This is a genomic window from Pseudomonas sp. MONT-RG-20F-20-E-7-02, from assembly GCF_022662395.1.
GTDB lineage: Bacteria > Pseudomonadota > Gammaproteobacteria > Pseudomonadales > Pseudomonadaceae > Aquipseudomonas.
Genome location: NZ_JAKNQN010000007.1, coordinates 217758 through 237052, shown reverse-complemented (window position 1 = coordinate 237052; position 19295 = coordinate 217758). Strand labels below are relative to the sequence as shown.

At 59.6% G+C, this 19295-nt stretch carries 19 protein-coding genes; 9 read left to right on the top strand and 10 right to left on the bottom strand.

The features are described 5' to 3' along the window. The 8 genes from lptC (at nt 1) to L8I05_RS21165 (ending at nt 5542) form a co-directional block, all read left to right on the top strand. On the top strand, nt 1-573 hold the full coding sequence (lptC, locus tag L8I05_RS21200) for an LPS export ABC transporter periplasmic protein LptC (RefSeq protein ID WP_159954261.1): 573 nt from the start codon (nt 1-3) through the stop codon (nt 571-573). Next, nucleotides 560-1135: a lipopolysaccharide transport periplasmic protein LptA gene (gene lptA, locus L8I05_RS21195; RefSeq protein WP_159954260.1), complete on the top strand. Its 576-nt coding sequence runs from the start codon at nt 560-562 to the stop codon at nt 1133-1135. Before lptC ends, lptA begins: the two co-directional genes overlap by 14 nt. Continuing rightward, nucleotides 1135-1860, top strand: a complete 726-nt coding sequence (gene lptB, locus L8I05_RS21190; protein ID WP_003171806.1) for an LPS export ABC transporter ATP-binding protein — start codon at nt 1135-1137, stop codon at nt 1858-1860. Before lptA ends, lptB begins: the two co-directional genes overlap by 1 nt. Nucleotides 1861-2044: 184 nt before the next feature. Beyond that, a complete protein-coding gene (locus L8I05_RS21185) occupies nt 2045-3538 on the top strand; it encodes an RNA polymerase factor sigma-54 (protein ID WP_024073469.1) in 1494 nt (497 codons plus the stop codon). 75 nt (nt 3539-3613) lie between these two features. Next, nucleotides 3614-3919 carry a ribosome-associated translation inhibitor RaiA gene (raiA, locus tag L8I05_RS21180; protein WP_242171394.1) on the top strand — a complete coding sequence of 102 codons (306 nt, stop codon included), beginning with the start codon at nt 3614-3616 and terminating at the stop codon, nt 3917-3919. Nucleotides 3920-3928: 9 nt separating this feature from the next. Further along, nucleotides 3929-4393: a PTS IIA-like nitrogen regulatory protein PtsN gene (gene ptsN, locus L8I05_RS21175; protein ID WP_177016500.1), complete on the top strand. Its 465-nt coding sequence runs from the start codon at nt 3929-3931 to the stop codon at nt 4391-4393. Nucleotides 4394-4395: 2 nt separating this feature from the next. Further along, the gene (gene rapZ / locus L8I05_RS21170) at nt 4396-5253 is read left to right on the top strand and encodes an RNase adapter RapZ (protein ID WP_159954257.1); all 858 of its coding nucleotides are present in this window, start codon (nt 4396-4398) and stop codon (nt 5251-5253) included. Between the two features lie 16 nt (nt 5254-5269). Then, complete coding sequence (locus L8I05_RS21165) at nt 5270-5542, top strand: HPr family phosphocarrier protein (RefSeq protein WP_177016501.1); 273 nt, start codon at nt 5270-5272, stop codon at nt 5540-5542. 37 nt (nt 5543-5579) lie between these two features. Here the strand turns inward: L8I05_RS21165 and L8I05_RS21160 are convergent, their stop codons facing one another. The 6 genes from L8I05_RS21160 to pmbA form a co-directional block, all read right to left on the bottom strand. Continuing rightward, on the bottom strand, nt 5580-6473 hold the full coding sequence (locus tag L8I05_RS21160; protein WP_242171392.1) for a ZIP family metal transporter: 894 nt from the start codon (nt 6471-6473) through the stop codon (nt 5580-5582). Between the two features lie 32 nt (nt 6474-6505). Next, the gene (locus tag L8I05_RS21155) at nt 6506-7117 is read right to left on the bottom strand and encodes a superoxide dismutase (protein ID WP_242171390.1); all 612 of its coding nucleotides are present in this window, start codon (nt 7115-7117) and stop codon (nt 6506-6508) included. Between the two features lies 1 nt (nt 7118). Further along, nucleotides 7119-7562 carry a hypothetical protein gene (locus L8I05_RS21150; RefSeq protein WP_159954254.1) on the bottom strand — a complete coding sequence of 148 codons (444 nt, stop codon included), beginning with the start codon at nt 7560-7562 and terminating at the stop codon, nt 7119-7121. 27 nt (nt 7563-7589) lie between these two features. Further along, a complete protein-coding gene (locus L8I05_RS21145) occupies nt 7590-8966 on the bottom strand; it encodes a class II fumarate hydratase (protein WP_242171388.1) in 1377 nt (458 codons plus the stop codon). Beyond that, complete coding sequence (locus tag L8I05_RS21140) at nt 8959-9354, bottom strand: FagA protein (RefSeq protein WP_242171386.1); 396 nt, start codon at nt 9352-9354, stop codon at nt 8959-8961. The genes L8I05_RS21145 and L8I05_RS21140 overlap by 8 nt, the downstream gene beginning before the upstream one ends. A 149-nt stretch (nt 9355-9503) precedes the next feature. Next, nucleotides 9504-10850, bottom strand: a complete 1347-nt coding sequence (pmbA, locus tag L8I05_RS21135; RefSeq protein ID WP_242171385.1) for a metalloprotease PmbA — start codon at nt 10848-10850, stop codon at nt 9504-9506. 108 nt (nt 10851-10958) lie between these two features. Here pmbA and yjgA point away from each other — a divergent pair, with 108 nt between their 5' ends. After that, nucleotides 10959-11480, top strand: a complete 522-nt coding sequence (gene yjgA, locus L8I05_RS21130) for a ribosome biogenesis factor YjgA (protein ID WP_017138246.1) — start codon at nt 10959-10961, stop codon at nt 11478-11480. A 45-nt stretch (nt 11481-11525) separates the two neighbouring features. Here the strand turns inward: yjgA and tldD are convergent, their stop codons facing one another. The 4 genes from tldD to rng all read right to left on the bottom strand — a co-directional run bounded on the left by tldD (nt 11526) and on the right by rng (nt 19231). Next, complete coding sequence (gene tldD / locus L8I05_RS21125; protein ID WP_159954250.1) at nt 11526-12968, bottom strand: metalloprotease TldD; 1443 nt, start codon at nt 12966-12968, stop codon at nt 11526-11528. A gap of 16 nt (nt 12969-12984) precedes the next feature. Next, nucleotides 12985-13833: a carbon-nitrogen hydrolase family protein gene (locus L8I05_RS21120; RefSeq protein WP_242171384.1), complete on the bottom strand. Its 849-nt coding sequence runs from the start codon at nt 13831-13833 to the stop codon at nt 12985-12987. 48 nt (nt 13834-13881) lie between these two features. Continuing rightward, a complete protein-coding gene (locus L8I05_RS21115; RefSeq protein WP_242171383.1) occupies nt 13882-17697 on the bottom strand; it encodes a YhdP family protein in 3816 nt (1271 codons plus the stop codon). Nucleotides 17698-17773: 76 nt separating this feature from the next. Beyond that, a complete protein-coding gene (rng, locus tag L8I05_RS21110; protein ID WP_159954247.1) occupies nt 17774-19231 on the bottom strand; it encodes a ribonuclease G in 1458 nt (485 codons plus the stop codon). Nucleotides 19232-19295 lie beyond the last annotated feature (64 nt).

The window sequence follows — 19295 nt, the reverse complement described above, 5'->3', positions numbered from 1 at the left end:
ATGCTGAGCAAAAAGATTCGCAACTTCCTGCTATTCGCAGTCATCGCCGCGCTGTTCCTGGCGGTGGGCTACTGGAATATCAGCCCGGAGCGCTTCCTCGACAAGCCCGTCGCGGCCGTCGACGATAGCGCTATCGCCTATTACGCCATCAACGCTCACACCATACAGTTCCTGCCCGATGGCAAGGTTCAGTACGAAATGACCGCTGATAAAGTCGAGAACCTCAAGGCCACGGACGTCAGCCTGCTGACCAATCCCGACCTGAACCTCTACCGGGGCACCGAGTTCCCGTGGCACGTCACCAGCAAGCGCGGTGAGGTGAACAAGGGCGGCACTCAAGTGGAACTGATCGACTCGGTGCGCGTTGCGCGCACTGACGAAAAGAAGCGCGACACCATCATTACCAGTAGTCGCATGACCGTTTTCCCACAACAGCAATATGCGCAGACCGAGCAAGACGTTAGAATCGACGGCGCTGGCGGTGTATCGACTGGCAAGGGAATGAAAGCGTATTTGAAAGAAAGCAGGATACACCTGCTATCGAACGTAAGAGGACAGTATGAGGCTCGTTAAAACCCTCCCTATTTTGCTCGGTCTGGGCGCAGCACTGGGAAGCGTGAGCGCCTGGGCTCTGCCGAACGATAGCCAGCAACCGATCCACATTCAGGCTGACGATGCGCAGCTGGATGACAAACAAGGTGTCGCCACCTACACCGGCGGCGTGATCATCACCCAGGGTTCGATGAAAATCACCGGCAACACGGTGACGCTCACGCGTACGCCCGCTGGCGACATTGACGTGGTGACGTCGGTTGGCAACCTGGCTTACTTCGAACAGAAGCAGGCCGCTGCCGACCCTGCCCCGATCAAGGGCTACGGCAAGACCATCCAATACCACGCCCAGCAGAACCGTATCATCCTGATCGATCAGGCCAGGGTTGTGAGCAGCGATGGCAACACGACAGACGGTGAGAAAATCACCTATGACACCGTGAAGCAGATCGCTCAGGCTGGTCGCGCCACCGGCGCGAAGATCGGCACTCCGAAGCCGCGTATCGACATGGTTATCCAGCCGAAGCAGAAAGACGGTGCGGCTCAGCCTGCGCCTAAACCCGCTGCGAAGAAGGCGAACTAATGGCAACCCTGAAAGCCCAGCACTTGGCCAAGGCCTATAAAAGCCGCCAAGTCGTACGCGACGTGAGCCTGTCGATCGACAGTGGCCAGATCGTCGGTTTGCTTGGCCCGAACGGTGCCGGCAAGACCACCTGCTTCTATATGATCGTCGGGCTGGTTCAGGCGGATCAGGGACGTGTATTGATTGACGACCTGGACGTCAGCCACCAGCCAATGCACGGTCGTGCACGCGCCGGTATCGGCTATCTTCCCCAGGAAGCATCGATCTTCCGCAAACTGTCGGTTGCCGACAACATCATGGCGATCCTCGAGACCCGCAAGGAACTCGACCGTGACGGCCGTCGCAAAGAGCTGGAAAGCCTGCTGCAGGAATTCCACATCAACCACATTCGCGACAACCTGGGCATGAGCCTGTCGGGTGGTGAGCGTCGCCGTGTGGAAATCGCCCGCGCCCTTGCCACCGCGCCGAAGTTCATCCTGCTCGACGAACCGTTTGCCGGCGTCGACCCGATCTCGGTTGGCGACATCAAGCAGATCATCCATCACCTCAAGGCCAAGGGCATCGGTGTGCTGATCACCGACCACAACGTCCGAGAGACCCTCGATATCTGTGAAACGGCTTATATCGTCAACGATGGCCAGCTGATCGCCGAAGGCGATTCCGCCACCATCCTGGCTAACGAACTGGTCAAGGAAGTGTACCTGGGCCACGAGTTCCGCCTGTAAGCACTGCGGTGTCTGGCCATTCGCCAAGGCGCGCGGGAGTCAATAAAAACCTCCATTTTTTTATTGTTACCGCGCTCTAGGCAAAGCCCCCGATATCAGGCATATAATTTGCTTATGTTTGGCGCTCACGCGCCCTGTCGTGGATGGCGCATTGCGCCGGCGAATAAGGTGTTAAGCCCCTGCCATGAAACCATCGCTAGTCCTGAGAATGGGCCAGCAGCTGACGATGACACCGCAGCTGCAACAGGCCATCCGCCTGCTCCAATTGTCGACCCTGGACCTGCAACAGGAAATCCAGGAGGCCCTGGAGTCCAATCCGATGCTCGAACGCCAGGAAGAAGGCGACGACTTCGATAACGCAGACCCGCTGGCCGATAACATCGAGCAAAAACCCAATCCCGACGTACAGGAACCCTCCTACCAGGAAACCGCCCCCACGGTGGATAACCTTGAGGAAGGCGATTGGAACGAACGCATCCCCAACGAGCTTCCCGTGGACACCGCCTGGGAAGACGTCTACCAGACCAGCGCCAGCAGCCTGCCGAGCAACGATGATGACGAGTGGGATTTCACCACCCGCACGTCCGCCGGCGAGAGCCTGCAAAGCCATTTGCTCTGGCAACTGAACCTGGCACCGATGTCCGACACCGATCGCCTGATCGCCGTCACCCTGATCGACTGCATCAATAACCAGGGCTATCTGGACGAAACCCTCGATGAAATCCTCGAGGCCTTCGACCCGGAACTGGACATCGAGCTGGACGAAATCGAAGCCGTGCTGCACCGCATCCAGCAGTTCGAGCCGGCCGGTATCGGCGCCCGCACCCTCAGCGAGTGCCTGCTGCTGCAACTGCGCCAACTGCCCGCCAAGACCCCTTGGCTCGCTGAGGCCCAGCGCCTGGTTACCGACTACATCGACCTGCTGGGCAGCCGCGACTACAGCCAGCTGATGCGCCGCATGAAGCTCAAGGAAGACGACCTGCGCCAGGTCATCGAGCTGGTACAGAGCCTCAACCCTCGCCCGGGCTCGCAGATTGAGTCCAGCGAAGCTGAATACGTCGTGCCCGATGTGATCGTGCGCAAGGACAACGAGCGTTGGCTGGTGGAGTTGAACCAGGAATCAGTGCCGCGCCTGCGGGTCAACCCGCAATACGCAGGTTTTGTTCGCCGTGCCGACACCAGCGCCGACAACACCTTCATGCGCAACCAGTTGCAGGAAGCGCGCTGGTTCATCAAGAGCCTGCAAAGCCGCAACGAAACCCTGATGAAAGTCGCCACCCAGATCGTCGAGCACCAGCGCGGCTTCCTGGAATATGGCGATGAGGCCATGAAGCCGCTGGTACTGCATGACATCGCCGAGGCGGTGGGCATGCATGAATCGACGATTTCGCGGGTGACCACGCAGAAATTCATGCATACCCCGCGGGGTATTTATGAGTTGAAATACTTTTTCTCCAGCCACGTCAGCACTTCCGAAGGCGGCGAATGCTCGTCCACGGCAATCCGCGCGATCATCAAAAAACTGGTTGCCGCGGAAAATCAGAAAAAGCCATTGAGTGACAGTAAGATCGCTGGTTTACTGGAGGCACAAGGCATTCAGGTCGCCCGTCGAACCGTCGCCAAGTACCGCGAGTCCCTCGGGATCGCGCCTTCCAGCGAGCGTAAGCGTTTGATGTGACGGGCGGGCCATAGCGTTCCAGTGGCAGGCACCCCGGCCTGCCGCTTTATGCACTGGCAACGAAGGAGAAGCTGTATGCAAGTCAACATCAGTGGACACCAGCTGGAAGTCACCAAGCCCCTGCGTGAGTACACCGAGAGCAAGCTGAACAAGCTTGCGGGGCATTTTGACAAGATCACCAACGTGCAGGTCATCATGGAGGTCGATAAGCTCAAGCAGAAAATCGAGGCCACCCTGCACGTACCGAATGCGAAGCTCGTCGCCAATGCGGAGCATGAAGATATGTACGCGGCGATTGACGCTCTCTACGACAAGCTGGACCGCCAACTCATAAAGCATAAGGAAAAGAATCTGCACCTGATGCAAGGTACAGGTCGTTAACTCTCCCCCATGATCCAACTTGAAACCATCCTGACCCCCGGCCGTTCTCTCGTGAACGCGCCGGGTGGCAGCAAGAAAAAAGCCCTCGAACACATTGCCAACCTGATCAGCCGCGAAGTGCCTGAGCTGGATGAGCAAGTCGTGTTCAAGGCTCTGATTGACCGTGAAAAACTGGGCTCCACCGGTTTTGGTAACGGCATCGCCATTCCTCACTGCCGCCTGGAAGGCTGTACTGCTCCCGTAAGTGCACTTTTGCACCTGCAGGAAAAAATCGATTTCGACGCCATCGACGGCGCACCGGTCGACCTGCTGTTCGTTCTGCTGGTCCCGCAAGCTGCCACCGATGCGCACCTGGAACTGCTCCGGCAGATAGCCAGCATGCTTGACCGCAAGGAAGTACGCGACAAACTGCGCAGTGCCAGTACCAATGAGGCGCTCTATCAGGTTGTCCTGGATGAACAAAACAGGCCGTAATCATGCGTTTGATCATCGTCAGCGGCCGCTCTGGCTCGGGTAAAAGCACCGCCCTCAACGTTCTTGAGGACAACGGCTTCTATTGCATCGACAACCTGCCCGCAGGCCTGCTGCCGGAACTGGCGGAACGTGCGCTGATCCACACTGAACTGGCGCAACCTCTGGTTGCCGTTTCAATCGACGCCCGCAACCTGCCAAGCCACCTTGAGCGATTCCCGCAATTGCTCGAGGAAGTACGTGCCAAGCATATTCATTGCGACGTGCTGTACCTGGACGCCGACGAAGAAACACTGCTCAAGCGTTTCTCAGAGACCCGACGACGCCACCCCCTCAGCAGCCCTCACCGCTCGCTGGCCGAAGCCATCGAGGACGAAACCACCCTGCTGGGCCCGATCATTGACCTCGCCGACCTCAAGATCAACACCACCGGCCTGAACCTGTATCAGTTGCGCGACGCCATCAAGCTGCGTCTGCTGAACCAGCCCGAGCCCGGTACGGCATTCCTCGTTGAATCGTTCGGTTTCAAGCGCGGCATGCCCGTGGATGCCGACCTGGTCTTCGATGTGCGTTGCCTGCCCAACCCTTATTGGAAGCCTGAACTGCGTGATCAGTCGGGGCTGGACCAACCCGTGGCCGAATACCTGGCCGCACAACCGGATGTTGAGGAGATGTTCCAGGATATCTCCAGCTACCTGCTCAAATGGTTGCCGCGGTTTGCTGCGAGCAATCGGGCCTATGTCACCATTGCCATTGGCTGCACCGGCGGTCACCATCGCTCCGTCTACCTGACCGAACGCCTCGGCCAGGTGCTGCAACAAACCCTCAAGAACGTCCAGGTTCGCCACCGCGACCTTAGCTGAAAGGAACACCCCCGCGATGCCCGCTCTGGAAATTGAAATCATCAACAAGCTGGGCCTGCACGCTCGCGCTTCAGCCAAATTCGTCGGTGTTGCCGGGCGATTCCCCTGCCAGATCCGCGCGGGGCGCACGCCGGAATCCATGGTTGACGGCAAGAGCATCATGGCAATGATGATGCTGGCCGCCGGCAAGGGCACCAAGATCCACTTGAAGACAGAAGGCGAGCAAGAACAGGAAGCGATGGACGCCTTGGTGGAGTTGATCAATAACTACTTCGACGAGGGTGAATAACCCCAACCTTCAAGATGGGTGTGAGGCTGCAATAGCCTCACCCTAACGCGGTATCCATCACCATCATCAAACAAAACCCGATGCACAGCCCAAGGCTGGCGAGCTTTTCGTGGCCGTTACGCCGTGACTCGGGAATGACTTCATGAGTCACCACCAACAGCATCGCCCCAGCGGCTAGCGCCAACCCCAAAGGCAACAGTACTTCGGCCAGGCTTACCAGCCAGGCGCAGAGGACGGCAAACACCGGTTCAACCAGACCTGACGCGGCACCTATCAGAAAGGCTTTGACCCGCGACATTCCCGCCCCAGCCAACACCAGCGCAATCACCAAACCTTCCGGCACGTCTTGCAGGGCAATGCCCATGGCCAAGCTGTCAGCATCCTGCATCCCGCCACCGGCAGAGACACCGACGGCCATGCCCTCCGGGATGTTGTGGGCAATGATGGCAAACACAAACAGCCAGATACGCGGCGGTATAACCGGTTTATCCGGCGTGCCCACCAGCATTTCCGGGCTGGCACCAGAGACCTTGCGGTCAACCAGGTACAGCCCGAATGCCCCCAGCATGATGCCGAAGCTGATCAACCCACTGGCGCCCCAAGGCGAGAGCCCCAAGCTTTCAGCGGCAGCAATACCTGGGACGACCAGCGAAAATGCCGTCGCCGCCAGCATCACGCCGGCACCAAAGCCCAGCAACGTGTCGCTGAGCGCCACCGGCATTCGACGAATAACCAGCACCGGGACCGCACCCAGTGCCGTGCCGAGCGCGCAAATCGCCCCGCCCTGCAAGGCGCGCAGGATGCGCGGTTCAAGATCCAGCCAGGCCAACCCGTGGGCCACCAGCAATGCTGTACCTGCCAATAGCAGCAGCGAGCCAAACGCATAACGAAACATTCGTCCGCTGCTGATCGCCAGTATTTCAGTGCCCATAGTCGGCCTTAGATCTTGTTATTGGGTGAATATCAGGCCAGGGCGGCCTGGTAGCGTGCGGCGACTTCCGGCCAATTGATGACGCTGTAGAAGGCGTTGATGTATTCGGGGCGACGGTTCTGGTAGAGCAGGTAGTAGGCGTGCTCCCAGACGTCGAGGCCGAGGATTGGCGTATTGCCGTTCATCAACGGGCTGTCTTGATTGCCACTGCTTTCGACCACCAGGGTCTTCTGCGGCGTGACGCTCAGCCAGGCCCAACCACTGCCGAAACGGGTCAGGGCGGCTTTGGTGAAAGCGTCCTTGAAGCTGTCGAAACCGCCCAGCTGCTCCTCGATTGCTTTGCCCAATGCACCTTCAGGCTTGCCGCCGCCTTTTGGCGACATCACCGCCCAGAACAACGAGTGGTTTGCATGCCCGCCGCCCTGGTTGATGACGGCGGCACGTAGTTTTTCCGGCAGTTGCTGAACGCTGGACACCAGCTTCTCAACTGGCCAGCCCGCGAACTCTGTGCCCTCGACCGCCGCGTTCAAGTTGTTGATGTAGGTCTGGTGGTGCTTGGTGTAGTGGATTTCCATGGTTTGCGCATCGATATGCGGCTCCAGCGCATCGTAGGCGTAAGGCAAGGCAGGCAAGGTGTAGGACATATCAATGTGCTCCGTAATAAGGACTGTTGCGGGTCGACGCATCCGATTGCGCCGCAGTGCCACCGAGCAAGCGATGGGTACGTGGGTACTCGCCGTGATCGCTGATGAAATTCAACAGTTCGACGTAAGTCTTGCTGCTCTGGCGCAGCGCCGCCTCGCGCAATTGCGGGCTCAGGCGCGGGTCCTGCATGGTCTGCAACAGGCGTTGATGGATAGCGCAGAGGTATTCCGCGCTTTCCTCAGGCTGGTTCAGGCGCAAGTGCAGGTCCGCCAGGTTGTGATGGGAAATGACGCAAGCCGCCACTGCTTCGTCGGCATCCGCCCAGCGCTCGAATAACACTTGAGCCAGGGCCAGGGCTTGCAAATAGGCCTCGCGAGCGTCGACCAGCTCGCCCTGCATAAAGCAGCGATTGGCCCGTTCGATCGTGCGTTTCCAGTGCTCCATGGTGAGCCTCCAAAGCAGAGTCGGTGATTACACGCCGCCAGCCGTGAGCTTTTCCGGATCCAACAGGATCTCAAGCTGGCTGCGGGGCAGGTCGGTGTGCTCGAGGGCGACGTCAATTACCGGACGGCCCTGCTGATAGGCCTTCTTGGCGATTTCAGCGGCTTTTTGGTAACCAATGATTGGGTTAAGTGCGGTGACCAGGATTGGGTTGCGCGACAGCGCCTCCTTGAGCTTGGCTTCGTTGACCTTGAAGCTGGCGATGGCCTTGTCGGCCAGCAAGCGGCTGGCATTGGCCAGCAGTTCGAGGCTGCCGAGCAGGTTCTGGGCAATGATCGGCAGCATCACATTCAGCTCGAAGTTACCGGATTGGCCGGCGACGGTAATGACCGTGTCATTGCCGATCACCTGGGCCGCGACCATGGCGGTCGCCTCCGGAATCACTGGGTTGACCTTGCCCGGCATGATCGAGGAGCCCGGCTGCAGGCCTTCCAGCTCGATTTCACCCAGACCTGCAAGCGGGCCGGAGTTCATCCAGCGCAGGTCATTGGCGATTTTCATCAGCGAGACCGCGGTGGCTTTCAGCTGGCCGGAGACGGCGACGGCGGTGTCCTGAGAGCCGATCAATGCGAACAGGTTTTTGCCCGGCGTGAACTTCACGCCAGTGAGGCTGCTCAGTTGTTGGCTGAAATGTGCCGCGAATTCAGGGTGCGCGTTGATCCCCGTGCCGACCGCCGTACCGCCCTGGGCCAGGGCCTGCAAGCTCGGCAGCAGGTCTTGCAAGTGGCCGATATTGGCCTTGAGCTGTTGCGCCCAACCATTGAGCACCTGGCTCATGCGTACCGGCATGGCGTCCATCAGGTGAGTGCGGCCGGTCTTGATGTACGGGTGAACCTCCTCGGCCTTGTGTTCGATTACCTGGACCAGATGCAGCAGGGCCGGCAGCGTTTGCTCGTGCAGCACCAAGGCGGCGCTGACGTGGATCGTGGTCGGAATGATGTCGTTGCTGCTTTGGCCACAATTGACATGGTCGTTGGGGTTGATCGCCTCGCCCAACAGCCGTGTGGCCAGAGTCGCAATCACTTCGTTGGCGTTCATGTTTGAGCTGGTGCCGGAACCGGTCTGGAAGATATCCACCGGGAAGTGCGGCATGAAATCGCCTTCCAGCAAGCCTTGGGCGGCATCGACGATGGCCTTGCCCTGGCTTTCGCTGATCTGCTTGAGGTCGACATTGACCTTGGCGGCGGCAGCCTTGGCCAGGATCAGCGCGCGAATAAATTGCTTCGGCATGCGTTGGTTGCTGATCGGAAAATTGTTCACCGCGCGCTGGGTTTGCGCGCCATACAAGGCCTCGGCCGGCACCTGCAGTTCGCCCATGCTGTCGCGTTCGATACGGGTGTTACTCATCGGAGGATCCTTGCACCAGGTCAGAAACAGAAAGGGAAGGCAGCAATTCGCAAGTTGCCAATTGCCAGGCAAAGGTCTGCCAGCGCTTGAGGCGGCAGGCGCAGTGAGAGAGGTTTTCCAGGTCGCGCAGCGGGCGCCACGCTTGGTCGAGACACGTGGATCGCCAATGCCAGGGCAAGGCGATATCGCTGGCAGTGTCGATCAACAGGCGAAAGGATGTTTCGGCAATCGTCCATGGATGCGTCGCGGTGCAACACGCCAGGTATCGACCCTCGTTGAGGTAATGTTCGATCAGGCGAGGTTCATTGGGATCGAGGCCGCAGCGAATCTGACGACTCATCCATCGCCAGCTTTCCAGGTACGGATCCTCATGCAGGACAGAACTCATGATCCACACTCATTCGGTAATGATATTTATTATTAAATGATATTGAGAATCAAAACAAGAGTGGCACATGAATCCACCTATGACACAGGCATAAAAAAGGCGCGCCATCTGTAGGATGGCGCGCCTTTGTAGTGGAGCGTGGTGGTGTTTTAGCTACCGGCTACAGTCATTCGCTCAATCAGTACCGACCCCGTACGAATGTTGCTGCGCAACTCCAAGTCATTACCCACCGCGACGATTTGCTTGAACATATCGCGCATGTTGCCAGCAATGGTCACTTCCTGAACGGCGAACTGAATCTCACCGTTTTCCACCCAGAAACCCGCCGCGCCACGTGAGTAATCACCGGTCACCATATTCAGGCCACTGCCCATCAATTCGGTGACCAGCAAGCCTCTGCCCATACGACGCAACAGCGCAGCCTGGTCCTCGTCGCCATGGGTCACGAACAGGTTGTGCACGCCACCAGCGTTGGCGGTGCTTGGCAGGCCGAGTTTGCGACCGGAGTAAGTACCCAGGACATAGGACACCAACTCGCCCTTCTCGACGAACGGTTTGGCATAGGTAGCCAGGCCATCACCGTCGAACGCCGAACTGCCCATGGCACGCATCAGGTGCGGTCGCTCATCAATGGTCAACCACTCAGGAAACAGCTTCTGGCCGATTGCCCCCTCAAGGAATGAGGACTTGCGGTACAGGTTGCCACCCGAGATGGCGCCCAGGAAGCTGCCGAACAGGCCACCGGCAAGTTCGGCCGAAAACAGCACAGGCACTTCACAGGTCGGCACCGGGCGCGCGCCCAGACGGCTCGCCGCACGCTGCGCCGCGCGCTGGCCAATGCTGACCGGGTCCGCCAGCAATTCGCCCTTACGGCTCACGTCGTACCAGTAATCACGCTGCATCTGGCCATCGGCTTCGGCGATCATCACGCAGCTCAGGCTGTGCCGAGTGGAGGCGTAACCACCGATAAAACCATGGCTGTTGCCGTATACACGGCAGCCCTGATGCGTGTTCAACGTGGTGCCGTCAGCATTTTTGATACGGGGGTCGGCATCAAAGGCCGCTGCTTCGCAGGTCAGCGCCAATTCGATCGCCTGTTCAGGCGTGATGTCCCAGGCGTGAAACAGATCGAAATCCTTCAAGTCTTTCGCCATCAACGCTTTGTCGGCAAGACCCGAGCTTTCGTCTTCAGAGGTGTGCTTGGCAATTGCCAATGCAGCGGCGACAGTTTCACGAATCGCCTCCGGCCCGCTGGCCGACGTGCTGGCCGAGCCCTTGCGCTGCCCCGAATACAAGGTGATACCGAAACCCTGGTCGCGGTTGAACTCAACGGTTTCCACTTCCCGCTGGCGTACCGACGTCGACAGCCCCTGCTCCAGCGACACCGCCACTTCACAGGCACTGGCCCCCTGGCGCTTGGCCTCGGCAAGGATCTGCTCGACTTGTTCCTGCAGTGCCGGTAACGCTTGCGGACCGACGCTTTGGGCTGCACTCATGGTTTTCTCCACTCAAATTCTGCTTTCGGTTAAGGCCATCGAGCGACCGGGCCGGACAAGCGGCCCCCGACTGGTTATCATGGCGGCGTTTCTTTGCGGACTGCCACCATGGTTGATTCTTACGACGACTCCCTCGATGGGGAGAAAAGCAAAACCCAGGTCAAACGTGAGCTGCATGCTCTGGTTGACCTCGGCGAGCGCCTTACAACGCTCAAGAAAGACTTGATTGCAAAACTGCCACTGACCGACGAAATGCGCCGGGCGCTTGCGGATGCACCCAAGCACACCGCGAATATCGCGCGTAAAAGGCACATCATGTTTATCGGCAAGCTGATGCGCGATCAGGACACTGACGCGATTCTGGCGTTGCTTGATCAAACCGATGCCTCCACTCGCCAGTACAACGAACGTTTCCATAACCTGGAACGTTGGCGTGACCGCCTGATCTCGGGCGATGACGCGGTGCTGGAGAAATTCGTGCTGGACTATCCGGATGCTGACCGCCAGCAACTGCGCTCCCTGATCCGTCAGGCTCAGCACGAGCAGGCGCATAACAAGGCGCCGGCCACCAGCCGTAAAATCTTCAAGTACATCCGTGAGCTGGACGAGACTCAACGCGGCCTGCGCTGATCCTCTTCCCCGGGTGGCGACCTTCGCCACCCGAAGCTCCGGCCCTTACGACCCCGTGCCACCCACGGTGATCGCATCAATTTTCAAGGTTGGCTGGCCGACACCCACCGGCACCGACTGCCCATCCTTGCCGCACGTGCCGACACCGCTGTCCAGCGACAGGTCGTTACCGACCATCGACACCTTGCTCATGGCTTCCGGCCCGTTACCAATCAACGTCGCCCCCTTGACCGGCGCGGTAATCTTGCCGTCTTCGATCAGGTACGCCTCGCTGGTGGAGAACACAAACTTGCCGCTGGTGATATCCACCTGGCCGCCGCCGAGGTTGGCGCAGTAGATCCCGCGTTTTACCGAGGCGATGATTTCTGCCGGGTCGCTTTCGCCGCCGAGCATGTAGGTGTTGGTCATGCGTGGCATCGGCAGGTGCGCGTAGGACTCGCGACGGCCGTTACCGGTGCGCGCCACGCCCATCAGGCGAGCATTGAGCTTGTCTTGCATGTAGCCCTTGAGCACGCCGTTTTCAATCAGCGTGGTGCACTCGGTGGGCGTACCTTCGTCGTCGACGCTCAGCGAGCCACGGCGACCGGCCAGGGTGCCGTCATCGACAATGGTGCACAGCTTGGACGCGACCATTTCGCCCATGCGCCCGCTGTAGGCGGAACTGCCCTTGCGGTTGAAGTCGCCTTCAAGGCCATGGCCCACCGCTTCGTGGAGCAGAACCCCGGACCAACCCGAACCCAATACCACCGGCAGCGTACCCGCCGGCGCCGGAATGGCCTCCAGGTTGACCAGCGCCTGGCGCAGCGCTTCACGGGCGTAACCCATGGCGCGGTCTTCAGCGAGGAAATAACGGTAGTCGGTACGCCCGCCGCCGCCATGGCCGCCGCGCTCGCGGCGACCGTTCTGCTCGACGATCACGCTGACGTTAAATCGCACCAGCGGCCGCACATCCGCCGCCAGGCCACCGTCAGTAGACGCCACCAGAATGCGTTCCCAAACGCCGGCCATGCTCACCGTGACTTGCTGGATGCGCGGGTCGAGCGCGCGGGTAGCGGCGTCGATACGCTTGAGCAAATCAACTTTTTCCGCGCGGCTGATCACTTCAAGGGGATTGTCCGGGGCATACAACTGCGCCACGTCCTGAGTGCTGAACGCCTGCACCGTACCGTTCTGGCCGGCGCGGGAAATCGAGCGCGCCGCACGCGCCGCCAGGCCCAGGGCTTCAGGGGTGATTGCGTTGCTGTAGGCAAAACCGGTCTTTTCACCGGATTGCGCGCGCACGCCCACACCTTGGTCAAGGTTGAAGCTGCCTTCCTTGACGATGCCGTCTTCCAGAGCCCAGGACTCGGAAATCTGCCCCTGGAAATACAGGTCGGCTGCGTCGATGCCTGGCCCGGCCAGATCGCCGAGCACGGTTTGCAAACTTTCGATGGTCACGCCACCGGGTGCCAGGAGGTGTTCACTGACTGAGGACAACAACTCGCTCATAGGTTTGGCCTTAAATTCATCGTTCCGAGGCAGGCCGCTGCGCGCCCTGCGAGAAAAAGCGCCGATGGTTGACCACCGGCATGCGCGCCCGTATCGACGCCTGTTCACTGCTGTCGCGTTCGGCCAGTAACACCGCTTCGCCTTGATCCTGTTGTGTCAGCACGCGCCCCCAAGGGTCGACAATCGCCGCGTGGCCGTAGGTTTCACGCGGGCCTGGATGTACGCCGCCTTGAGCGGCCGCCAGCAGATAGCACTGGGTTTCGATGGCACGCGCACGAATCAGTACATCCCAATGCGCAGCACCGGTTACCGCTGTAAAGGCCGAGGGCGCGGTAATCAATTCAGCCCCCGCCGCGCGCAACTCGCTGTACAGCTCGGGGAAGCGCAAGTCGTAGCACACCGTCAGGCCCAAACGCCCCACCGGCGTGTCCGCCACCACCACATTGCCACCGAAAGCATAGTCGTCGGATTCGCGATAACGACCTCGAGCATCCGCCACGTCGACATCGAACAGGTGCAGCTTGTCGTAACGGGCAACGATTTCGCCCTGATCGTCGATCAGCAGCGAGCAGGCGTTTGACTTGGCGTTGGGTTGGTCCTTGGGCGGCAACGGCAATGTGCCGGCCACTATCCATAAGGTGAGGTCGCGGGCGGTCTGTTTCAACCATGGCAGGATGGGGCCTTCGCCTAATGCTTCGGCGCGACCGATATCGGCTACGTCACGGCGGCCCATGGCGGCGAAGTTTTCCGGCAGCACTGCCAGCTTTGCACCGCCTGCCGCCGCTTGTTCCAGCAAGCGCCGGGCCTGGGCCAGGTTGGCCAGGACATCGCTCTGGCTGACCATTTGAATTACCGCAAAGGACATAGGCCGACACTCCGTAAAGGGCATGCGGCCATGCTACTCCACAGGCTCTCAGTTTGGTTTTTCAAATGGCTTGTCGAAAGTGATTTTTGGATCCTTCCAAGGACCTTGCACCTTGTATTGCACGCTGGCGAAGCGCGACACGCGGTCACCGATCAACTTGTCGATCAGGAACAGCGCGCCACCAATGGCCGGCGCCCCCACGATCAACGCGGCAATCGGCAGGTTATTGGTCACCGGCAATGTAACCAGCAGCTTGGCATCGACCCGGTCAGCGACCAGGTCCAACGTGCCATTTAGCTCAAGGTTAGTGGATGGCCCAGTCATGGTGATGGGCTCACGGGTCACGAACACGCCATTACTGGCGGCCAACAAACCTTTGACCCGGTCATAACTCAAGCCTTTGCCCAACAAGTCCGAGAAGTCCAGTCGCAAACGGCGCCCAATAGAATTGAAGTTCAGCAAACCAAACACCCGCAGGGCTTGGGCACCACCTTCAACCTCAACGAACTGGCCTTTGCGGAACGCCGCATCCAGGCTGCCGGAGAAACGCTTGGGCCCGACCCAGGCCGGCGAACCCGGCCAGCGACCGTCCACGTCGAGGTGGAAGTCCTCGCTGGTCACCGTTGGCGCAAAGCCCCAGCCCTTGAGTACATCGGCGATGTTCTTGCCATCCAGGCGGCCTTTGTACCAACTGCTGCTGGCGCCCGGCGCACCTTCCCAGCCACCGGCCCCCTTGAGTTGCATGCCTTTGAGGCCCAGGTCCAGGTTGTTGAAGGCCAGCCCTTTGGCGGTTGGCCGGATCTTCAGCGACCAGGCCCCCACCAGGTCCGGCCCCTGGAACAACTGATTGATGGCGATATCCAGTGCAGGGATGTCTTTTGGATCAATATCAGCCAACGGGTCGGGCGCATTCTCATCCGCCTGCACCGTCGGGTCCACCGCCGGCAATTTCACGTACTGCAAGTTGATCGCAATAGGTGCCCCCTTGGCATCTGGCAGGTTCACAGCGCCTTTGGCCTGCTGGCTGTCGAACTGCAAACCCCAGGCAGCCGGCTTGCGATCCAATTGCAGATTGACCTGATCAAACTGCGTACCAAAACCGGTGAGCTTGCCGACCTTGAAATCTGCGCCACTGAGCAGTTGCTTGGCACTGCCGCCTGGATCATTGCCGGCGTAGCGGTTGACCAGTTTTTTCCAAGGGTCGATGTCCAGCTCAGACAACACACCGCGAATGCGCAGGCCTTTTGCAGCTGGCAGCACGGCGTCCCCATCCCCCAGGAACAACTCCCCGCGGCCGTCATTGAATTTGTCGGGTGGCGAGGCAAAGGTAAAGCTCGCCAGCTCGCCGTAGTCGAACCAGTAGCGACGCTCCGGGCCCTGCAAAGTCATGCGAAACACGCTGTCGCGACCCTGGCTGGCGGGCATGCCAAACGGTGCCGGCAAATCGACCGCTACGCCCTTCATGCTGGAGCTGACCATCAGCTGGCTATCGGCGCCATCCAGGGTCAGTTGCAGTTGATAGGGAATATCGCCGGACACCGGCATTGGCTGGCTGATTTTCAACCAGTCCGTCAGGCGTTTAACCGTGACTTGGCCTTTGGCGGTAACGCGCGTACTGATATTGCCCGGCTTGCCATCAGCGAAGATTTGCGCGGTGATCGGTCGGTCAAACGCTTGCGCCGAGATGTTCTGACCACTCAAGCCCTTGGTACTGTCGAAGCGGAAATCACCTTTGAGCTGAGTCAGGTCCAGGGTCGGCTCGGCCAATTGCAGACGGGACTTGTCGGTCTGGAAGTCCACCACAATCTTTGGCTCAGTGCCCTTGGCCAATGGAATGTCCAGGTCCAGCGAGCCTTGCAGGTCACCCTCGCCTTTCCACCCGGCAAAAGTCGAGCCGGTGCCTATCGGCGCCTCCTGGAGGATTTTCAAGCCATCGCCCAAACCACCGGCAAACCCACCGGTGATCAGCAGGTGACTGTCCTTGCCGGCCGGCGCGTGAGGAATGTTGACGTAGACGTCCTTGACCTTGGTGTCGAGCAACTGGCCCTTGCTCGCCAGGATGCGTACGCCGCTCTCCTCGACGAACACTTCGCCACTGACCTTGCTCACATGGGGCCAGCCCGGCTGGAATGCCAGTTCGGCGTCATGCACCTTGAAGAACAGACTGATATTGCGTGCAGCCGGCAGTGCATCGTGGTTCAGCGAGCCTTGGTACTGGAAGAAACCCTGGTCAACCGCACCTTTGAGAATCGCCGTGCGCAGCCATTCATCCAATGACGGGCTCAACACCGCTGGCAGGTACTTGGGTGTGAAACGGCCATCGCCATCGACCATGCCGACCCGCAGGTCCATATAGTCTTCCTGGCTGTGGTCAAAATGCAGACGAATCAGGAAGTCCGCAGCAACCTTGCCCTCCTCGCCCAGCACCTTGATGTACGGAGCGATCAGGGTGAAGCCTTCCTTATCGAGCTTCCACGTCAGGCGCGCGTTGGCCTGGATGTACTGCCAGGGCTTGGCGAAGATCGGGAACAGGTGCAAGGAAAAGTCCTTGCTGTCCATGCGCAGTTCGCCGTGGCCCAGGTCGCCGCTGATGCTGCCGGACACGTTCCGCGCGGCCGGTGCGCCAAAATATGCATCGAAGCCGATGCGCTCCAGGTTTGCGGCAAAGCTGACCTTCTGGTCGCTGGTGTCCTGGGGGCGGAAATCCACCAGCACATTGCGCAGCAAGCCGGTGGCTTTGAGGTGTTCTATGGTTTTGGCAAAGCCTTCAGGAAAGGGTGCCAAGGCATTCAGCAGCGGCGTGATGGGCGTCAGGTCGAGGCGATCAGCCTGCAGCTTCCAGACTTCCAGGTCCTTGTCGGTAGCCAGGCTCTGCTGCAATTGCAGGCGTGACTCCCAGCGCGTGTCACCGATGTTCATCGCCAGCGAATCAAACAGCACCTTGAGGCCGGAATCGCTGCGTTGCAGGTAAGCTGTCAGGGCAAGGTTTTCAATATGCACCGGCTTGCGCTCGGCGTAGCTGCCCTTCACCTGAGGTGAATTGAGGCGTACCGCTGCGCTTTGCACTGTGCCCTTTGCCCAGGTCAGCCAGAACTCGCCACCCGCTTTGAATTGGGTGAGTTTCCACTGCTGGGTCAGCTTGGCCGGAATCCATTTTGCCCAATCGCTTTGGGGCAGGCTGAGGTAGGCTTCGACTTGGCCGTCTTTCCATTGGCTGGCGCGAATTCGGCTGCGCAGGCTCAGGGCAAGAGGCTGGCCATCAGGCAAGGTCAGGCGGGCATCGAGGCGTTGGCGGGTGGCGCCGGTGTGCAGGCTCAGGCCTACGTAAGTCAGGGTCAGCGGCGACTGGTCGAAGGGTTGCAAGGTGACTTGGCTATCGAGCAGCGACACACGCTTGACCATTTGCATACGCGTGAGCAATTGCTCCGGGTCCAGCGGCTGGTCATCCTGCACCGGCAAGCCTTGCAGCGCCCAATGGCCATCCTTGTCTTCCTTGACGCTCAATTGCAGGCCACTGACTTCCAGGTGGGCAATGCGCACTTCGCGTGCCATCAGGCTGGCCCACAGATCCGGCACCAATTCAACCTGGTCAAGGCGCAAGGCACTGCTGCCCTCGCCGACCATCACGTCGTGGGCCAGCAGCACCGGCGCGAAGCCGCTCCAGCGCCCTTCCAGGCTGCCGATGTGCACGGGCATATCCACCGCGGCCTGGGCCTTGGCTTCGATTTCGGCGCGGTATTCAGCCACCAGCGGGGTCAATTCACGACCCAGGCTCACGTACACCGCTGCCAACACCAGCAGCAAGGCGCACAAGCCCAGGCCCCAACGGGTCAAAGCGGCAAAAAAGCGTTTCAGACGCTCCATGTCAGGCGACCCTCAAGGCAGTTAGCGGACGGCAGATCAAGGTCTGCCGGTCTCGAAGAAAGAAAGCGATTGGGGATCAGAGCAGCACCACGTCGTATTGTTCCTGGGAATACATGGTTTCGACCTGGAAGCGAATCGTGCGCCCGATAAAAACCTCCAGTTCAGCGACGTTACCGGACTCCTCATCCAGCAACCGATCAACCACTTTCTGGTTGGCGAGCACTCTATAACCTTCGGCTTGATAGGCGCGTGCCTCCCGTAAGATTTCGCGGAAAATCTCGTAGCAAACCGTTTCCGGGGTCTTTAACTTGCCGCGTCCCTGGCAACTGCTGCACGGCTCGCAGAGCACTTGCTCGAGGCTTTCGCGGGTACGCTTGCGGGTCATCTGCACAAGGCCAAGCTCGGTGATGCCGATGATATTGGTCTTGGCGTGATCGCGTTCCAGTTGCTTCTCGAGCGTGCGCAGCACCTGGCGCTGATGTTCTTCATCTTCCATGTCGATGAAGTCAATGATGATGATGCCGCCCATGTTGCGCAGGCGCATCTGACGGGCAATGGCGGTGGCCGCCTCGAGATTGGTCTTGAAGATAGTCTCTTCGAGGTTGCGGTGGCCAACGAACGCGCCGGTATTGACGTCAATGGTGGTCATGGCTTCCGCCGGGTCGACCACCAGATAGCCGCCGGACTTGAGCGGCACCTTGCGCTCCAGAGCTTTCTGGATCTCGTCTTCAACGCCATACAAGTCGAAAATCGGCCGTTCGCCAGGGTAGTGCTCCAGGCGATCGGCAATTTCCGGCATCAATTCGGCGACAAATTGCGTGGTGCGCTGGAAAGTTTCCCGCGAGTCGATGCGAATTTTCTCGATCTTCGGGCTGACCAGATCGCGCAGGGTGCGCAGGGCCAGGCCGAGGTCTTCATAGATGACGCTTGGTGCGCCGATGGTTTTGATCTGAGCGCCGATCTGGTCCCACAAACGCCGCAGGTAGCGGATATCCATGAGGATTTCATCGGCACCGGCACCTTCTGCGGCGGTGCGCAGGATAAAGCCACCCGCTTCCTTGATACCTTCGGCAGCCACGCAGTCGCTGACCACCTTTTTCAGGCGCTCGCGCTCGGCTTCATCTTCGATCTTCAAGGAAATGCCGACGTGGGCGGTGCGCGGCATGTACACCAGGTAACGCGAAGGAATCGACAGCTGAGTCGTCAGCCGCGCGCCTTTTGAGCCGATAGGGTCCTTGGTGACCTGCACCACCAGGCTCTGCCCTTCATGCACCAGCGCACTGATGCTTTCGACCGCCGGGCCTTCGCGCAAGGAGATTTCCGAGGCATGGATAAACGCCGCGCGGTCCAGGCCGATATCGACGAAAGCAGCCTGCATCCCCGGCAACACGCGCACGACTTTGCCTTTATAGATATTGCCGACAATCCCGCGCTTTTGAGTGCGCTCGACGTGCACTTCTTGCAGAACACCGTTCTCTACCACCGCCACGCGCGATTCCATCGGCGTGATATTGATCAGAATCTCTTCACTCATGGCTGGGTCTCGTTCAGGCGTTTTCACAATAGTGACCGATCGCTTAAGGCTTGGCGCGCAAGTA